Origin of the sequence: Paraburkholderia sp. Ac-20342 (assembly GCF_017104985.1) — a bacterium.
Taxonomy (GTDB): domain Bacteria; phylum Pseudomonadota; class Gammaproteobacteria; order Burkholderiales; family Burkholderiaceae; genus Paraburkholderia.
In genome coordinates, this window is record NZ_JAAGPQ010000015.1 from 16,976 (window position 1) to 32,654 (window position 15,679).

Below are 15,679 nucleotides of genomic sequence, written 5' to 3' on the forward strand. Positions count from 1 at the left end.
AAGCACCGGCTTGCATCCCTGTGAGCGGTGCGGAGCGACGGCGCGTTACACGTCCTCGGGCAGCGGTTTGCCAACGGTTTCCGGCAAGAACGGCGTGAGCGACAACCCCACGAGATAGATGAAGCCCACCGTCACGGCGGCGTGGCCGTAGCCGCCGAAGCGCGCGATCAGCGTGCCCGCGACGAGCGGGCCCGACCACGCGAGCAAACGCGGCACGTTGAAGCAGAACGCGATCGCCGTGCCGCGGATGCGTGTCGGATAGAGCTCCGGCAGCCAGGTCGGCATCCACGTGTACTGACCGAGGCTGAAGAAGCCCGTCACGGCCGAGACCAGCAGCAGCATCCCGATGTCGTGCGTCCACATGAACAGCACGGGCGTCATGACGAGCGCCATGCCGAAGAACAGGAACGTCACGCGCTTGCGGCCATAGGCATCGGCGAGAAAACCGAGCCCGATATAGCCGGCAATCGCGCCGACGTTGTACGCCATGCCCGCGAAACTCGCCCAGCGCGCCGCGGACAATCCCGCGTGCGCAGCCACCGAACCGATATAAGGCGGCACCCAGGTGGAAATGCCCCACCAGCCGAGCGTCGTCGTCAGCGACATGAATACCGCGATCAAAGTACGGCGCCGCAAGGTCGGTTCGGAGAACAGATCGACGAGCGTAAAGCGGCTCAGCGCCTGTTCGTGGCTCGATACCGCGCCGCCTTGACGCTTGAGTCCACGGATTCTCTTGCGATCGTCGTTGACGCGCTCCCACTGCTCGGACTCCGGAATATTCGAGCGCATCCACAAGGTGACAAGGCCGGGCAGCACGCCGAGCAGGTACATATAGCGCCACGCAAGCTCGCCCGCCTGACTCATGAAGAGCCACACCAGCGACGCGACGAAAAAGCCCATGCCGAGCCCGCACTGCATGAGCCCCGCTCCCTTGCCGCGATGGCGGTCCGGCCAGAGTTCGGCCGTCATCGCCGTGCCCGTGGCCCACTCCGAACCCATCGCAAGACCGACGATCAGGCGCAGCACCACGAACGACTCCCAGTTCCACGCGAATGCGCTCAGGCCCGTGGTCAGCGAATAGGCGAGAATCGCCAGCATCATCATCCGCTTGCGGCCGATGTAATCGGTCAGCACGCCGCCGACCAGACCGCCCACGCCCCAGCCCAGCAGCGTCAGCGCGATCACGAGGCCCGCATAGAAGGGAATCTGCGCCTGCATCGCCGGCTCGAGCAACTGGCGCAGCGCGATGCCGACCGTCAGGATCAGTGTGTAGGTTTCGTAGCCATCGAACAGCCAGCCGAGGTTCGACGCGCATAGCGCATTCCACTGCTGACGATTGAGCGAGCGATACCAGGCTTGCGGCGCCGCGCCGCCCGGCGTGACACCGGACGGGCGTTGCCCGGGTGACCCTGCGGGGTGTTGCATCGATTGTCTCCTTGATTCTTTTTATGTCGCCCACGTAGGCGGGCTGCGCCGCAAGCGGCCCCACGCGAAGCATCGACGGGATCGTGTCCTTTCCCGCGGTGCGTGGTACGTGGTATGCGGTGCCGTTGCGGTCAAGCCGTCAGCTATGACCGATCACAGGATGCGGCTCATAAGGCGCTTCGAGTTCCGCGATCTCGTCGGCGGACAGATTCACGTCGATTGCCGCGACGGCGTCCTCCACATGAGCTTGCTGCGTTGCGCCGATCACGGGTGCCGTCACGTTCTTGTGCAAAAGCCAGGTGTACGCGAGCGTCGCGTGACTGAGGTTTCGGCGCGCGGCAAGCTCGCCCAGTCGGGTCAGCACACGCGCATCGCTGTCCCGGCAGTAGTACTTCTGCGCGACGTCGTCGGTTCTTGCCCGCAGGGTCGCCGCGTCTTGCGTCGAGTCTTGCGTCGAATCCTGTACCGCCGCGTCCGTCTTGCGGCGGCCGGAAAGAAATCCGCGCGCGAGCGGACTCCACGGGATCACCGCGACACCCTGATCGCGGCACAGCGGAATCATTTCGCGCTCTTCCTCGCGATACGCGAGGTTGTAGTGGTTCTGCATGCTGACGAACGGCGTCCAGCCGTTCTCGCGTGCGATCTGCTGAGCCTTGGCGAACTGCCATGCCGCCATGCTGCTTGCACCCAGGTAGCGCACCTTGCCGGCCTTCACGATGTCGTGAAGCGCTTCCATGGTCTCCTCGAGCGGCGTCTCGTAGTCGAAGCGATGGATCTGGTACAGGTCGATATAGTCGGTCCCGAGCCGTGCGAGGCTCTGGTCGACAGCATGCAGGATGCGCTTGCGCGACAGGCCGTCCGAGTTGGGTTGCTTCGGCGGTTTCGTCCCGCCCGCGGCACCGCCCTTGAACGCCATCTCGACGGGATAGAACACCTTCGTCGCGATCACCGCTTCGTCGCGGCGGCAGAATTCGCGCACGAATTGGCCCGTCAGTACTTCGGACTGTCCCGCCGAATACATGTCGGCGGTATCGAAGTAGTTGATCCCGAGTTCGACCGCGCGTTGCACGATCGGACGCGATGCGGCTTCGTCGAGTATCCACGGCCGCCATTGCGGCGTTCCATAAGACATCATGCCCAGCGCGATGCGGGAAACGGCGAGGCCGCTGTTGCCCAGCTTGACGTATTTCATCGTGACGTTTCCTTCGGAGCCTGCCGGCTCAGATCGGGTAGATGATCGAGTTGCGAATCCACTCGCTGTCGAATACGCAGGCGCGCGTCCTGAACTTCAGGCCGTCCGGCGTGCGCGCGAGCGTGTCGATGTAGCGGCCCACGTTGAAGAGTTCGGAAAACGTGTCGCGCTTCGTACGTAGCACGAGATAGTTCGCCTCGGCGTGAATCTCGTTGGCGTCGGCGGAGAGAATGCGCGGCGCCGAGACGATGTGCCGCTGATAGTAGGGATCGTGATAAAGCGTTTCACGCACCCCGTAGACGCGATCGCGCAGCATGCCCTTGCCTTCGAGCCACATGATGCAAAGCGGCAGCTTCGCGTCGAAGTTCTCGCGCGCCTGAATGCGATAGTCGCAGTCGTCGACGAAGAAATCAGGCCAACGATCGAACTCGCCCGCATCGACGCACGCGCTGTATTCGCTGTGCAACGCCATCACGTCGAGCAGGTCCATTTGCGGATTGGTGTGCTGCATGGGTCAGATCTCCATCAACTTGCGCCAGTACGCGTACATGCCACGCAGCACGTTCTCGGTAATCGTGTGGGTCGATTCGCTCCAGTCGCGTCCGCCCTGCTCCGCAATCGTCACGCGCCCGCTATCGCCGCTGTCGTACGATTCCTGGCAGAACTCGAGCACTTCGCCGTCGTCCGCGGAGACGTAGCCCGCCGGGCCGAACATGTTGGCCTGGCGCATCCGGCGCGTCTCCATCTCGGCGTCGTCGTCTTCGAAGCCGAAGTGCGTCCAGACGAAATCGAACGCCCCCGTGCCGCGCGGAATGATCTGCCGCATCGACATGCTGTTCGACTGCTGCTGCACGATCAGATTGGGAAAGAGCGTCAGCATCACGACCGTGGGGCCGTTCCACCAGTCTTCCTGCGCGATGTCGATAATGCGTTCGTCGTTCAGGTGCATGTCGTCCTTGAAGCTGTGCAGGCCTTCGCTGACATCGCCCTTGCCCGTCGCCTCGCGGGTCGACTCCATCGCGCCGTGCCGACCATGTGCATCCGTCACGATGCGCGACTTCTGATCGCCGCGAATCAGGCCGAACATCAGAAACCAGGTATGCAGGAGACCGACGTGATACGGGTCCTTGATGTTCTCCTGCATCAGCTTCCAGTTGCCGGGAATGCGCTGGCGCGCGTGACCGTGAATCTTCAGCTTGCGGCCGTCGAACGTGCGGTCGAAGTAAGGCAGGATCTGCGGACCGAGATAGTCTTCGAGCGGCTCCACGTCGTGATCGAACGACGCGAATATCACGCCGTGACGTACCGCGACCTTGAGCTTGTTCAAGCCGTGATTGGCCGGTTTGAAATCGGCCGGCATGCCGCCGCGTATTTCGCCGTCCTTCTTGAGTCCGCGTCGAAACGGCACGCCCGTCAGATTGCCTTTGAGGTCGTACGTCCACTGGTGATACGGGCACAGGAACTCTTTGCGGTTGCCGGTGCGTTCACGGCAGAATGCCGCGCCGCGATGCGCGCAGATGTTCTCCACCGCGCTGACGGAACCGTCTTCGTTGCGCGCCAGAATGACGGAGCGCTCGCCGACCCAGGTGCGCTTGAAATCACCGTGGTTCGGCAATTCGGCTTCGAGGCCGACGTAGTTCCAGTGCTTGCCGTAGAAGATTCGCTCGAGTTCGCGGCGATAAACCGACTCATCGGTATAGACCCAGAACGGGATGCGGCTCGATCCTTCGTCCTTCCATTTATGAACGAACGAAATCGGAACGGATTCCATGCTCATGCGTTGTCTCCTGTCGTTGTTGCTGGAAACATGATCGGCGAGAGCTCGCCGCCGACCAATAAAGGCCCGCGAATGCACGATATAATCGCCAGCAATATCGGGGGCGAGACTGATGGAATTACGCAATCTGGATCTGAACCTGCTGCTGGTACTTGCCGAACTCGTGCGGGAAAAGAGCGTCTCGAAGGCAGCGGAGAATCTCGGCATGTCGCAGCCCGGCATGAGCAATGCGCTGAACCGGCTGCGCGCGCTGCTCGGCGACGATCTGCTGCTGCGCACGGGCCGCGGCATGCAGCCCACGCCCTACGCCGAGCGGCTGGCCGGCCCGCTCAACGAAGCGTTGCGGCTGATTCAGGGCGTCGTCAACCTGGAGATGGATTTCGATCCGGCGACGAGCGATCGCAGCTTTACCATTGCGATGACGGATATCGGCGAAATCGACTTCCTCGCGAACCTGATGCGCGCGCTCGAACGCTTCGCGCCGAACGTATCCATCAGCACGGTCCGCAAGGACGAGTCCAATCTGAAGGACGAGCTCGAAACGGGCGCCGTCGATCTCGCCATCGGCTGGCTGCCCCACCTCAACACCGGCATGTTTCAGCGCCGCCTCACGTCGAGTCAGTACGTTTGCGCGTTCCGCAAGGGCCATCCGCTCGACAAGGGCGGCGTGACGCTCGAAGAGTTCGGGCAGGCCGATCACCTCGTGGTGCTGGCCGCGCATACGGGGCACATGATGATCGAACACGATCTGGAGCGCCTCGGCGTGCGCCGCAACGTGAAGCTGCGGATTCCGCACTTCGCGGCAGTGGGCCATATTCTCAGCGAGACGGATCTGATCGCGACACTGCCGGGGCGCCTCGTGAACCGCAGCATCGTGCCGTTCGATCTCGCGTGGGCGCCGATGCCCATCAAGCTCGAAGCGATCCCGCTCAACGTATTCTGGTCCGCCAAATATCATCGCGACCCCGCCAATCAGTGGCTGCGCTCGATGATGTTCGACACGTTCAGCGAAGGCGCGCCGCACGTGCCGACCGAGCAGACCGTGCCGCTGCCGTGATACGGGCCGGTGCACCGGGTCACGCACATATTCAGCGTGCGAATATCGTCCATTCCGGGCACGTAGTTCCTGCCTGACAGTCTCCCGCTTAAGATCGCCAAAAACAGATCTAGAGGCGGAGACATTCATGCAGTTGCACGTGCAACCCACCGGACAGTCGATCGGCTTCGCATCCGGCGACAATCTGCTCGACACCTTGCGGCAGGCGAGCGTACCGATTTCCTATAGCTGCTCCGCGGGCCGCTGCGGCACCTGCCGGTGCACGCTGATCGACGGGTCGCTGCAAGTCGGAAGCGAGCGCATCGACTCGCCCTCGCAAACCGTGCTCGCGTGCCAGGCCTCGCTGACGGGCGATTGCACCATCGCCATCCCCGAGCCCGACGAGATCGTCGTGCATCCCGCGCGCATTCTGAAGGGCACGGTCGAGTCCATCGAGGCGCCCGTGCATGACGTGCGCATCGTGCGTTTTCGCACGAACCGCCCGCTATCGTTTTCGCCGGGTCAATTCGCGACGCTGCAGTTCGGGCCCGGACTCGAACGGCCCTATTCGATGGCTTCCGTCGAAGGCGACAATCTGCTCGAATTCCACATTCGCATCGTCCCGGGCGGCACCGTCAGCCGGCATGTCGCTAACGTGCTGCGGCCCGGCGATACCGCGCGGATCGGCGGCCCGCTCGGCACCTCCTATCTGCGCCGCACTCACGACGGCCCGATCATCTGCGTCGGCGGCGGCACGGGGCTCGCGCCCGTGCTGTCGATCACGCGTGCTTCGCTCGAAGCCGGCAATCGCCGGCCGGTCCATCTGTACTTCGGCGTGCGTTCCGAAGAAGACCTGTATGGTGCACAAACGCTTGCCGATCTGCAACGACGCTATCCGAATCTGCTCGTGCAAATCGTCGTCGCGAGCGGTCCCGCGCAGGAAGGGCATCGCGCGGGACTCGTTCCCGACGCGATCGCCGCCGACTGGCCGGACGCTCGTGACCTGCTCGATTTTCGCGGCTACGTGTGCGGTTCGCCGCCGATGGTCGACGCCGTGACGGCGGCGCTCGTCGCGAGAGGGCTCGATCCTTCGCGCATCTACGCCGACGCTTTCTTCACGCAACCCCCAATCGCCACGCAACCGGCGTGACATCACTCATCCCAACACACAGGTTCAACACAGGTTCAATCAGGAGAACATTTCCATGACAGAAGGCTGGATCGACGTAGCGGCGCAAGCCGATCTGCGCGCCGACGACGTCGTCGCCGTCAAGGCGGGCGGGCGCGAAATCGCACTGTATTCGATCGACGGTGAGGTGTACGCGACCGACAACATCTGCACACACGGACATGCCCGGCTGTGCGACGGTTTTCTCGAAGACGGCGAAATCGAGTGCCCCTTGCATCAGGGACGCTTCGACGTGCGCACGGGCAAGGCGATGTGCGCGCCGTTGACCGAAGATCTGCGGGCGTTTCCGGTCAAGATCGTCGACGCGCGCGTGATGGTGCAGATCGAATGAATCGCGGTCGCGGTTGAAAAAAACAAAGCACGTCCCCCAGGAGACAGCATGGAATTGAATCTGAAGGACAAGGTCGCGATCGTCACCGGTGCGAACCGCGGCATCGGTGCCGGCGTCGCGCGCCAGCTCGCACAGGAAGGCATGCAGCTCGCGCTGGTCGCACGCGATGCCGCGAAGCTCGACGCGACCGCCGCCGCCTTGCGCGAACACAGCGGCGTCGACGTGCTGACCGTCGCTTGCGACCTGCGCGAGCGCACGGCCGCGTCCGCCGTGGTCGAGCAAACGCTCGCCCGGTTCGGGCGTCTCGATCTGCTCGTGAACAACGCGGGCGCGACCCAGCGCGGCGACTTCTTCGAATTGACCGACGACGACTGGCAGGATGGTCTCGCGCTCAAGCTGCACGGCTACGTGCGCATGACGCGCGCGGCATGGCCGCATCTCGCGCAGACGCAGGGCACGGTCGTCAACATCGTCGGCGTCGGCGCATGGACCGGAATCGGCGAGTTCACGATTGGCGGCGTCGTCAATGCCGGGCTGATCAACTTCACGAAAGCGATGGCCGATATCGGCAAACGCGATAGCGTCCGCGTGTGCGCAGTCAATCCCGGGCGTATCAGAACCGACCGCCTTGAACGCAACATCCAGCGCATTGCCCAGAACGCCGGCGTGACCCCCGATGTCGCCACGGACCGGTTGCTCAAGGAATGCGGCATCAACCGCTTCGGCTCTCCGGACGAAATAGGCCAGGCGGTGGCATTCATGGCATCGGCGGCGGCATCGTTCGCGCAGGGCTCCATTCTCGATATCGACGGCGGCGAAACGCGCGCCATCTGACAAACAGAGGCCGGCGGCGCTCGCGCACCGCCCTTCTCCCTTCTCCACCAGGAAGAACGATGGATTGGCACCTTGAAACGGGAAGCGGTATCGGGCAGCAACGCGAAACGCGGCCTGCGCAGAATGACGGGCTAGCCGGCTTTCACGATGACGGCAGGCTCCCGGCAGACGACGATGACGTGCACGACACGCATAACATCGCCGGCTTTATCGAACTGTTCTATCTCTGGCGCTGCATGAACGGAACGCACGAAGCGTCGATGTCGCGGTTCGAATTATCCGCAACGCGTCTCGTCGCGCTGTAACGGCCTACCTTGCAAGCACGGCTTGCCGTGCACGAACCTCTCGAGCGTGAGCAGATGAATCTCATCACCGAATTCAGCGTCTCCAGAATCGGCAGCGAATGCCGTATTGCGTTTGCGCAGCCCGACAGCGGCAATACGCTGAGCCTGAACGGATTGGGTGCGCTAGCGGATTCGATTCGCGCCGCGGGTCGCGACCCCGCCGTGAAACTCATCCGGATCAGCGCGACAGGTGCCAGTTTTTGCGGCGGTCGAGCAGCGAATCCGCCCTCGCAACCGGTCGCGAGTCCGGAGCAGTTTCGCCGCGCGATTGCCGATCCGATCCTCGGCGTCTACCGCGCATTGCATGAAAGCGAGATTCCGGTGCTGGCCGAGGTGCAGGGAGACGCTCAGGGTTTCGGTTGCGCGCTCGTTGCGGCCTGCGATCTCGCCATCGCATCGGCAGAGGCTCGCTTCAGTCTGCCCGAACTGCGGAAGAACCTGCCGCCCACTTTAGTGTGGTCGGTGCTGCGACATCGCGTGCCCCCCAAAGCGGCGGCGCATATGATCTATCTGACCGACACCATCGATGCAAAGACCGCTCGCGAATGGGGCCTCGTCGCGGAAGTCGTGCCGGCCGGCACGCTTGCCTCGCGCGGCGATGCCATCAGCGCGTCCATCTGCTCGCGTGACCGGATTGCCCTGAGCGCGCTCAAGGCCTACTTCCGCGAAATCGTGATACCCGATTTTTCCCTGGCAAGCGAAACGGCGGGGCTGATGCTCTCTTGCGCAATGACTTCGATACGCCGCGACTGATCTCCCCTTGATCTTCCCCTACATGCGCGGCGCCCCTGTTCGGCGCACGGCGCAATGCATAAACGGCACGGCATAACCACCATACTCCCGCGAAAATGACGAGGATGCGCAGCCCAGCGTAATATACGGTCAGTTATAGCGAGCGGTTCGCTCGCCTGGTCTGCCTCGGAGAGTTCCAGATGAATGCTGCGCAAACCGACCACGCCTCTGCCGATGTCGCCTCTTCCACGGGCACGCTCTTCCTCACCGGCAATGTGGTTCGCCCCCTGACGCTCTCGCTCGATGATCTCCGGCAATATCCGGGCGTGACCTGTGCTCCGTTCGATCTGCGCTGCTACACCACGAACCGCTTTATCCGCACCGTTGCGCCGTATCGCGGGGTCCTGCTGACCGATCTGCTCAGGCAGGCCGAACTGCGCTGCGACGCGGATGGCGACTTCAAGCGCATGATCTTCATCGCTGTCGGCCACGATGGCTACGCGGTCACCTTCTCGTGGCACGAACTGTTCAACACGCTGGTGGGGCGGCAAGTCGTGGTTGCGTACGAGTGCGACGGCGTTCCGCTCGATCCCGATGACGGCGCCCCCATCCTGTTCTCGGGCGCGGATCTTCTGCCCGCGCCACGTCACGTCAAACGCCTTCTCCGGATCGAAACCCGCGTATTGAGGCCCTGACGCCGCTGACGGCAAGCCTTGCCACCCTCCGGCGACGCTTCCGTTGTGCGTCGCAAAATCGAAACTTCGAATCCTTACTGTGGAGAGGCGTAATATTTCTCAGGATATAACGGAGCGGTACACCTGTCCCGTCGACATGCGAGGAATACACCCATGAACCACGCAGAACTGCAGTACCTCACCACCGAATATCCCTTCCGCAAGCAGTACGAGAACTTCATCGGCGGGCAGTGGCTCAAGCCCGTCGGCAACGAGTACTTCGACAATATTTCCCCGATCACGGGCGAGCCCTTCACGTCCATCCCTCGTTCGCGCGAAGCCGACGTCGAACTCGCGCTCGACGCCGCGCACAAGGCCAAGGACGCCTGGGGCCGCACCTCGGCGGCAGACCGCGCGAATCGGCTGAACCGGATCGCCGAGCGCATCGAGGCCAATCTCACGCGGCTCGCCGTGGCGGAGACCATCGACAACGGCAAGCCATTGCGCGAAAGCATGGCGGCCGATATTCCGCTCGCGATCGATCATTTCCGCTATTTCGCCAGCGCGGTCCGTGCCCAGGAAGGCGCCATTTCGCAGATCGACGACGACACGGTTGCCTATCACTTCCACGAGCCGCTCGGTGTGGTGGGCCAGATCATTCCGTGGAATTTCCCGATCCTGATGGCGACGTGGAAGCTCGCCCCCGCGCTCGCGGCCGGCAACTGCGTCGTGCTCAAGCCCGCCGAGCAGACTCCGGCCTCGATCCTCGTGCTGATCGAATTGATTCAGGATCTGCTGCCGCCCGGCGTCGTGAATGTGGTGAACGGCTTTGGTCTCGAAGCCGGCAAGCCGCTTGCTTCGAACAAGCGCATCTCGAAGGTGGCCTTCACGGGTGAAACCACCACGGGCCGGCTCATCATGCAGTATGCGAGCCAGAACCTGATTCCCGTGACGCTGGAGCTCGGCGGCAAGAGCCCGAACATCTTCTTCGCCGACGTGATGGAGCACGACGACAGCTTCCTCGACAAGGCGCTGGAAGGGTTCACGATGTTCGCGCTCAATCAGGGAGAAGTGTGTACGTGTCCGTCGCGCGTGCTGATCGACGAGAAAATCTACGACCGCTTCATGGAACGCGCGCTCAAGCGTGTTGGCGCGATCGCGCAGGGACATCCGCTCGATCCGAAGACCATGATCGGCGCACAGGCGTCGCGGGAACAACTGGAGAAAATTCTCTCGTATCTCGATCTCGGCAAGCAGGAAGGCGCGCAATGCCTGACGGGCGGCGAGCGCAACGCGTTCGAAGGCGAATTGAAGAACGGCTACTACGTGAAGCCCACGGTGTTCCGCGGCCACAACAAGATGCGGATCTTCCAGGAAGAGATCTTCGGGCCGGTCGTGTCAGTCACGACGTTCAAGACCGAGGAAGAAGCGCTGCACATCGCCAACGACACGCTGTACGGCCTCGGCGCCGGCATCTGGACACGCGACGGCACGCGCGCCTATCGCTTCGGCCGCGCGATCCAGGCGGGCCGGGTGTGGACTAACTGCTATCACGTCTATCCCGCGCATGCTGCATTCGGCGGCTACAAGCAGTCGGGCATCGGACGTGAAAACCATAAGATGATGCTCGACCATTATCAGCAGACGAAAAATCTGCTGGTGAGCTATAGCGACAAGCCGCTCGGATTCTTCTGAGTGACGGTCCCGGCCTCGCCGCCGCATGATGCACGGCGAGGCGCCATCGCCAGGGAGTACTCGCCATGGCCGACGAAGTGCCGCGTGTCGTCGCAACGCCCGCCGCGATCGCGCTGATCGAACAACTCGTCGCCGAGCACGGTCCCGTGCTGTTTCATCAATCGGGCGGCTGTTGCGACGGCAGTGCGCCCATGTGCTTTCCAGCCAATGAGTTCATGGTGGGCGGCTCGGACGTGAAACTCGGCACCCTTGCGGGCGTGCCCTTCTACATGAGCGAATCGCAATTCGAGTACTGGCAGCACACACAGCTCATCATCGATTGCGTGTCCGGCAACGGCGGCATGTTTTCGCTGGAACGCCCTACGGGTCTGCGCTTTCTCACGCGATCGAGGCTCTTTGACGATGCCGAATCGGCATGGCTCGCGGCGCATCCGGCCGAACGGGCGGAGAGCTAGCGTGTCTGGGGCGCGTCAAGCGGAAACATGGCGGTAGAAACTAGCGACTGGCGGATCGACACAATCGTCCATAGGCTGCACTGCTTTGTCGCCGAACGCGGTGACGTCCGTCGATATCACGCGCACAAAAAATTGGCAGCGGCGACGGGAAAGATCGGGCAAGAGAGAAAGAGACCGGAAAATCCGGTTCAGGGCAAAAAAAGCCGCACCAATGAGACAGGGCTTGCGCGGGTCGAATCGGCGAAACCCTTGCTGGCATTGTGGTGCCGGGGACGGGACTTGAACCCGTAAGCCGTGAGGCGGCGGATTTTAAGTCCGCTATGTTTACCAATTTCATCACCCCGGCAGGGGTCGCGACCACGCGCGGTCGCGAATTCTACCATTGCGTGACGGGCGCACCAAAAAGCGCAGCGGGCGAACCCTATCCGCTCGCCAATCCACCTGCAATCCGCCGGCAATCCAGCCGTATTCTCACGACAAACCCGCCGCTCCATCCGGCTTTCCGGCTTCATCCGCCGGTCACAAACGCTCCCGATAGTGCGAAGTCGATTTCAACGCGGCAGCAGCACTCGCGCCGGCGGGGTCCGCACATCGGCCGCAACGACGACACCTGCCGCAAGTCTCGATCGAACCGCACGCGCCGATTGCATTATCGTAATGGAAGCGGCGCCGGCTTCCGGCGCGCCACACCGAGGATTCCCCATGCTACTGGCTCAAATCAGCGACCTGCACATCAAGCGGCCCGGCGAGCTCGCCTACCGCCGCATCGATACCGCGCCGTATCTCGCGCGCTGCGTCGCCGCGCTCAATGCGCTCGTGCCGCGTCCCGACGCGGTCATCATGACCGGCGATCTCGTCGATCAGGGCGACCCGCAACAGTACGAACACCTGAAGACGCTGCTCGCGCCGCTCGACATCCCCTACTTCCTGCTAGTCGGCAATCACGACGAACGCGGCGCGTTGCGCGCGGCGTTTCCCGAGCGCGCGGAACTGCACGGCGGCGGAGAGTTCGTGCAGTACGCGCTCGACGTCGGCCCGCTGCGCGTGATCGCGCTCGATTCGCTGGTGCCGGGCGCAAGCGGCGGCATGCTGTGCGATACGCGGCTCGCGTGGCTCGCGCAACAGCTCGACGCGGCAAGCGGCAAACCGGTCGTGGTCGCGCTGCATCATCCGCCGTTCGCCTGCGGTATCGAGCACATGGACGAGATGCGGCTCGATCCGGCGGCATCGGACAAGCTCGCCGCGTTGATCGCGCGTCATCCGAACGTCGAGCGCGTGATCTGCGGACACGTGCATCGGCCGATGTACGTGCGCTTCGGCGGCACGATCGCGTGTGCGATTCCGGCGCCCGCGCACCAGGTCGCGCTCGATCTGCGCGAGGATGCGCCGTCGATGTTCGTGATGGAGCCGCCCGCCTATGCGCTGCATCGCTACGATCCGGCGACCGGCATCGTGACGCATCATGCGTATGTCGAGGCCGCCGACGGGCCTTATCCGTTTGATGACGTTTGATGACGTTTGATGACGTTTGATGATGTTCGACGACGACGGCGGCGAGTCGAGCGACCGAGGTCGGCGCTCTGATGCACCGGGATTCGATGCGTCGCTTCGATGCGTCCTTTCGATGCCGGGTCCCGATGCTTCAAATCGACGCTTCAAATCGATACGTCATCCCGATGCGCCGACGCGAGCGCACGACAATCGAGCCCTTGCCGCGCGTCATGGAAGCGTCATCGGAGCGACGTCCGAAACAGTCCGCAACGACCCGAAGCGGGATCGCGCGCCAGCCTCGCGCCCCGGCTTTAGCGCCCCCGGCTCCGGCGCGCCGTGGCCCGCTCGTGTCCGCGCGGCCCGTGTCTCGCCCAGGACCGTGGGCCGCCCGTCAGCACGATCCGCCTCGCTCCGGTATGATCGGCACGCTCGAGGACCGCGCATGGGCCGGTCCGTTGCTCCTGCCTGAGTCATGTCCACTCCCGACGCCTCCACCTCCGCTCCCGCCTCCGCCCGCTCGCTGCGCGGCCTGTTGCTGCTGCTCGCGACGATCGCCGGCATCTCGGTCGCCAACATCTATTACAACCAGCCGCTGCTCGACAACCTGCGCCAGTCGTTTCCGGGCGGCGCCTCGTGGGTCGGCGCGGTGCCGGCCGTCACGCAGCTCGGCTACGCGGCCGGCATGCTGCTGCTCGCGCCGCTCGGCGACCGCTTCGACCGGCGTCTGCTGATCCTGCTGCAGATCGCCGCGATGTGCATCGCGCTCGTCGTCGCGGCAACCGCGCAGACGCTCTCCGTGCTGATCGTCGCGAGTCTCGCGATCGGCGTGCTCGCGACGATCGCACAGCAGGCCGTGCCGTTCGCGGCAGAACTCGCGCCGCCGGCCGAGCGCGGCCAGGCGGTCGGCACGGTGATGAGCGGCCTGCTGCTCGGCATTCTGCTCGCGCGGACTGCGGCGGGCATCGTCGGCGAATACTTCGGCTGGCGCGCGGTGTTCGGCATGTCGGTCGTCGCGCTGCTGGTGCTCGCGGTCGTGATCGTCCTGCGTTTGCCGAAGAGCCAGCCGACCTCGACGCTGCCGTACGGCAAGCTGCTCGTGTCGATGTGGCATCTCGTGACCGGACATCGCGCGCTGCGCGAAGCCTCGCTGACCGGCGCGGCGATGTTCGGCGCGTTCAGCATCTTCTGGTCGGTGCTCGCGTTGCTGCTCGCGGGCGCGCCGTTTCATCTCGGACCGCAGGCGGCGGGACTGTTCGGCATCGTCGGCGCGGCCGGCGCGATGGCCGCGCCGCTCGCCGGCAAGTTCTCCGACCGGCGCGGACCGCGCGCGGTCGTCACGCTGTCGATCGTGCTCGTCGCGATTGCGTTCGTCGTGTTCGGCGCATCGGCGAAGAGCCTCGTCGGACTCGTAATCGGCGTGATCATTCTCGACGTCGGCGTGCAGGCCGCGCAGATTTCGAACCAGTCGCGCATCTACGCGCTGAAGCCCGAAGCGCGCAGCCGCGTGAATACCGTGTACATGGTCGCGTATTTCATCGGCGGCACGCTCGGCTCGGGCGTCAGCGCGATCGTCTGGCCCATGTTCGGCTGGATCGGCGTGAGTATCGCGGGCCTCGTGTTCGCGGCGCTGGCCGCGTGGAATCATTTGAGTTTGCCGGCGCGGGCCGGGCATTGATTGCGGGCTGCGCGCAAGGCTGATGAGCCATTGGCAGGAAGACCGCCTGTAATGAGCGATGCGTGGCTCGATTTCGATCAATTCATACGGGAAATGCGAACACCCGCTGCGTTGCCTCTCGACGAAAAGCTGACCCGAGACATGGACCTCTATCACGATCTCGATTGGGAACCCGCGAAGATCGTAGAGACGATGCGCGCGTGGTCCGAACGGTTCCGTGTCGATCTGCGGGATTTCAACGTGACCTGCTACGTTCCATCGGCAGCCATGCGCAAACGCGACGTCGCGGCAACGACATTGAAATCCCTGTTTAGCGCGAGGGCACGCGAATCACTCGGTGGCCGCGCGCTCACGCTTGGGATGCTCGAAGAAGCGATGAAGCGGGGATGGTGGCAACAGGACTCGGCCTGTCACGGGACTCGACTCGCTGACGGAGCCGCATGACACACGGCCTCGACGCGGTTGCCAGCGGGGTCGACGAGAAACGCCGCGTAGTAATCCCGATGGTAGTGAGGCCTTAGTCCCGGCTCTCCGTCAGACCGTCCGCCCGCCGACAGTCCGGCCTGGTAAAACGCGTCCACATGCTCGCGGGACGGCGCCTTGAAACACCAATGGCGTTTGTTCGGCGTTATTTCGCCGGGGTCCAGATATATCGCCAGACAGGTTGATACCGTGTCGTCCCCGCTGCAGCGCTCGCCGTAACCGAGCGCAGTGGGCTCGTCATAAACCTTGCGCGCCCCCAGAGCGGCCATGACGGCATCGTAAAAGGGTCGCGCCGTCTGAAGATCCGGCACGCCAATCGACACGTGATCCAGCAGTTGCATGGCAT

General features: G+C 63.6%; 18 protein-coding genes and 1 tRNA gene. 13 read left to right on the plus strand and 6 right to left on the minus strand.

Annotation, left to right across the window (positions count from 1 at the left end):
- Positions 1 to 45 precede the first annotated feature (45 nt).
- The 4 genes from G3N58_RS08390 to G3N58_RS08405 all read right to left on the minus strand — a co-directional run bounded on the left by G3N58_RS08390 (position 46) and on the right by G3N58_RS08405 (position 4,388).
- A complete protein-coding gene (locus tag G3N58_RS08390; RefSeq protein WP_205988963.1) occupies positions 46 to 1,425 on the minus strand; it encodes an MFS transporter in 1,380 nt (459 codons plus the stop codon).
- A gap of 139 nt (positions 1,426 to 1,564) precedes the next feature.
- Positions 1,565 to 2,617: an aldo/keto reductase gene (locus tag G3N58_RS08395; RefSeq protein ID WP_205988964.1), complete on the minus strand. Its 1,053-nt coding sequence runs from the start codon at positions 2,615 to 2,617 to the stop codon at positions 1,565 to 1,567.
- 28 nt (positions 2,618 to 2,645) lie between these two features.
- Entirely contained in the window at positions 2,646 to 3,128 is a 483-nt protein-coding gene (locus tag G3N58_RS08400; RefSeq protein WP_240159017.1) for an aromatic-ring-hydroxylating dioxygenase subunit beta, read from the minus strand.
- 3 nt (positions 3,129 to 3,131) lie between these two features.
- Positions 3,132 to 4,388, minus strand: coding sequence for an SRPBCC family protein (locus tag G3N58_RS08405; protein WP_167043579.1), 1,257 nt, complete (start codon positions 4,386 to 4,388; stop codon positions 3,132 to 3,134).
- A gap of 118 nt (positions 4,389 to 4,506) precedes the next feature.
- Between G3N58_RS08405 and G3N58_RS08410 the strand changes: the two genes are divergently transcribed.
- The 10 genes from G3N58_RS08410 (at position 4,507) to G3N58_RS08455 (ending at position 11,975) form a co-directional block, all read left to right on the plus strand.
- On the plus strand, positions 4,507 to 5,451 hold the full coding sequence (locus G3N58_RS08410; RefSeq protein ID WP_167043388.1) for a LysR family transcriptional regulator: 945 nt from the start codon (positions 4,507 to 4,509) through the stop codon (positions 5,449 to 5,451).
- Between the two features lie 127 nt (positions 5,452 to 5,578).
- Positions 5,579 to 6,580 carry a 2Fe-2S iron-sulfur cluster-binding protein gene (locus G3N58_RS08415; RefSeq protein WP_205998918.1) on the plus strand — a complete coding sequence of 334 codons (1,002 nt, stop codon included), beginning with the start codon at positions 5,579 to 5,581 and terminating at the stop codon, positions 6,578 to 6,580.
- A gap of 55 nt (positions 6,581 to 6,635) precedes the next feature.
- Positions 6,636 to 6,950 (plus strand): non-heme iron oxygenase ferredoxin subunit, encoded by a 315-nt coding sequence (locus G3N58_RS08420; RefSeq protein WP_167043392.1) that lies wholly within the window; start codon positions 6,636 to 6,638, stop codon positions 6,948 to 6,950.
- Between the two features lie 48 nt (positions 6,951 to 6,998).
- The gene (locus G3N58_RS08425; RefSeq protein WP_205998919.1) at positions 6,999 to 7,784 is read left to right on the plus strand and encodes an SDR family oxidoreductase; all 786 of its coding nucleotides are present in this window, start codon (positions 6,999 to 7,001) and stop codon (positions 7,782 to 7,784) included.
- Between the two features lie 59 nt (positions 7,785 to 7,843).
- A complete protein-coding gene (locus tag G3N58_RS08430) occupies positions 7,844 to 8,089 on the plus strand; it encodes a hypothetical protein (protein ID WP_205998920.1) in 246 nt (81 codons plus the stop codon).
- 54 nt (positions 8,090 to 8,143) lie between these two features.
- Positions 8,144 to 8,881 (plus strand): enoyl-CoA hydratase/isomerase family protein, encoded by a 738-nt coding sequence (locus G3N58_RS08435; RefSeq protein WP_205998921.1) that lies wholly within the window; start codon positions 8,144 to 8,146, stop codon positions 8,879 to 8,881.
- A gap of 179 nt (positions 8,882 to 9,060) precedes the next feature.
- Positions 9,061 to 9,555: a molybdopterin-dependent oxidoreductase gene (locus G3N58_RS08440; RefSeq protein ID WP_167043400.1), complete on the plus strand. Its 495-nt coding sequence runs from the start codon at positions 9,061 to 9,063 to the stop codon at positions 9,553 to 9,555.
- Between the two features lie 153 nt (positions 9,556 to 9,708).
- Positions 9,709 to 11,229 carry an aldehyde dehydrogenase gene (gene adh, locus G3N58_RS08445; protein WP_205998922.1) on the plus strand — a complete coding sequence of 507 codons (1,521 nt, stop codon included), beginning with the start codon at positions 9,709 to 9,711 and terminating at the stop codon, positions 11,227 to 11,229.
- 65 nt (positions 11,230 to 11,294) lie between these two features.
- On the plus strand, positions 11,295 to 11,684 hold the full coding sequence (locus G3N58_RS08450; RefSeq protein ID WP_167043404.1) for a DUF779 domain-containing protein: 390 nt from the start codon (positions 11,295 to 11,297) through the stop codon (positions 11,682 to 11,684).
- A 27-nt stretch (positions 11,685 to 11,711) separates the two neighbouring features.
- Positions 11,712 to 11,975, plus strand: coding sequence for a hypothetical protein (locus tag G3N58_RS08455; protein ID WP_205998923.1), 264 nt, complete (start codon positions 11,712 to 11,714; stop codon positions 11,973 to 11,975).
- Here the strand turns inward: G3N58_RS08455 and G3N58_RS08460 are convergent.
- Positions 11,946 to 12,030 (minus strand) — tRNA-Leu (locus G3N58_RS08460). The two genes, G3N58_RS08455 and G3N58_RS08460, sit on opposite strands and share 30 nt — an antisense overlap.
- Positions 12,031 to 12,386: 356 nt before the next feature.
- Here G3N58_RS08460 and G3N58_RS08465 point away from each other — a divergent pair.
- From G3N58_RS08465 to G3N58_RS08475, 3 genes are all read left to right on the plus strand, one after another.
- Positions 12,387 to 13,196 (plus strand): phosphodiesterase, encoded by an 810-nt coding sequence (locus tag G3N58_RS08465; protein WP_167043406.1) that lies wholly within the window; start codon positions 12,387 to 12,389, stop codon positions 13,194 to 13,196.
- 451 nt (positions 13,197 to 13,647) lie between these two features.
- The gene (locus G3N58_RS08470) at positions 13,648 to 14,850 is read left to right on the plus strand and encodes an MFS transporter (RefSeq protein ID WP_167043408.1); all 1,203 of its coding nucleotides are present in this window, start codon (positions 13,648 to 13,650) and stop codon (positions 14,848 to 14,850) included.
- Between the two features lie 51 nt (positions 14,851 to 14,901).
- Complete coding sequence (locus G3N58_RS08475; RefSeq protein ID WP_167283242.1) at positions 14,902 to 15,294, plus strand: DUF1493 family protein; 393 nt, start codon at positions 14,902 to 14,904, stop codon at positions 15,292 to 15,294.
- Here G3N58_RS08475 and G3N58_RS08480 read toward each other — a convergent pair.
- The gene (locus tag G3N58_RS08480; RefSeq protein ID WP_167043412.1) at positions 15,261 to 15,674 is read right to left on the minus strand and encodes a VOC family protein; all 414 of its coding nucleotides are present in this window, start codon (positions 15,672 to 15,674) and stop codon (positions 15,261 to 15,263) included. The two genes, G3N58_RS08475 and G3N58_RS08480, sit on opposite strands and share 34 nt — an antisense overlap.
- Between the last annotated feature and the right edge of the window lie 5 nt (positions 15,675 to 15,679).

What these genes read in the sequence shown, in the direction of transcription:
- G3N58_RS08465 (WP_167043406.1), top strand. Translation starts at nt 12,387, where the DNA reads ATGCTACTGGCTCAAATCAGCGACCTGCACATCAAGCGGCCCGGCGAG.
- G3N58_RS08450 (WP_167043404.1), top strand. Translation starts at nt 11,295, where the DNA reads ATGGCCGACGAAGTGCCGCGTGTCGTCGCAACGCCCGCCGCGATCGCG.
- G3N58_RS08475 (WP_167283242.1), top strand. Translation starts at nt 14,902, where the DNA reads ATGAGCGATGCGTGGCTCGATTTCGATCAATTCATACGGGAAATGCGA.
- G3N58_RS08415 (WP_205998918.1), top strand. Translation starts at nt 5,579, where the DNA reads ATGCAGTTGCACGTGCAACCCACCGGACAGTCGATCGGCTTCGCATCC.
- G3N58_RS08480 (WP_167043412.1), bottom strand. Translation starts at nt 15,674, where the DNA reads ATGCAACTGCTGGATCACGTGTCGATTGGCGTGCCGGATCTTCAGACG.
- G3N58_RS08435 (WP_205998921.1), top strand. Translation starts at nt 8,144, where the DNA reads ATGAATCTCATCACCGAATTCAGCGTCTCCAGAATCGGCAGCGAATGC.
- G3N58_RS08395 (WP_205988964.1), bottom strand. Translation starts at nt 2,617, where the DNA reads ATGAAATACGTCAAGCTGGGCAACAGCGGCCTCGCCGTTTCCCGCATC.
- G3N58_RS08440 (WP_167043400.1), top strand. Translation starts at nt 9,061, where the DNA reads ATGAATGCTGCGCAAACCGACCACGCCTCTGCCGATGTCGCCTCTTCC.
- G3N58_RS08410 (WP_167043388.1), top strand. Translation starts at nt 4,507, where the DNA reads ATGGAATTACGCAATCTGGATCTGAACCTGCTGCTGGTACTTGCCGAA.
- G3N58_RS08400 (WP_240159017.1), bottom strand. Translation starts at nt 3,128, where the DNA reads ATGCAGCACACCAATCCGCAAATGGACCTGCTCGACGTGATGGCGTTG.
- G3N58_RS08425 (WP_205998919.1), top strand. Translation starts at nt 6,999, where the DNA reads ATGGAATTGAATCTGAAGGACAAGGTCGCGATCGTCACCGGTGCGAAC.
- G3N58_RS08390 (WP_205988963.1), bottom strand. Translation starts at nt 1,425, where the DNA reads ATGCAACACCCCGCAGGGTCACCCGGGCAACGCCCGTCCGGTGTCACG.
- G3N58_RS08405 (WP_167043579.1), bottom strand. Translation starts at nt 4,388, where the DNA reads ATGGAATCCGTTCCGATTTCGTTCGTTCATAAATGGAAGGACGAAGGA.
- G3N58_RS08420 (WP_167043392.1), top strand. Translation starts at nt 6,636, where the DNA reads ATGACAGAAGGCTGGATCGACGTAGCGGCGCAAGCCGATCTGCGCGCC.
- G3N58_RS08470 (WP_167043408.1), top strand. Translation starts at nt 13,648, where the DNA reads ATGTCCACTCCCGACGCCTCCACCTCCGCTCCCGCCTCCGCCCGCTCG.
- G3N58_RS08455 (WP_205998923.1), top strand. Translation starts at nt 11,712, where the DNA reads ATGGCGGTAGAAACTAGCGACTGGCGGATCGACACAATCGTCCATAGG.
- G3N58_RS08430 (WP_205998920.1), top strand. Translation starts at nt 7,844, where the DNA reads ATGGATTGGCACCTTGAAACGGGAAGCGGTATCGGGCAGCAACGCGAA.
- adh (WP_205998922.1), top strand. Translation starts at nt 9,709, where the DNA reads ATGAACCACGCAGAACTGCAGTACCTCACCACCGAATATCCCTTCCGC.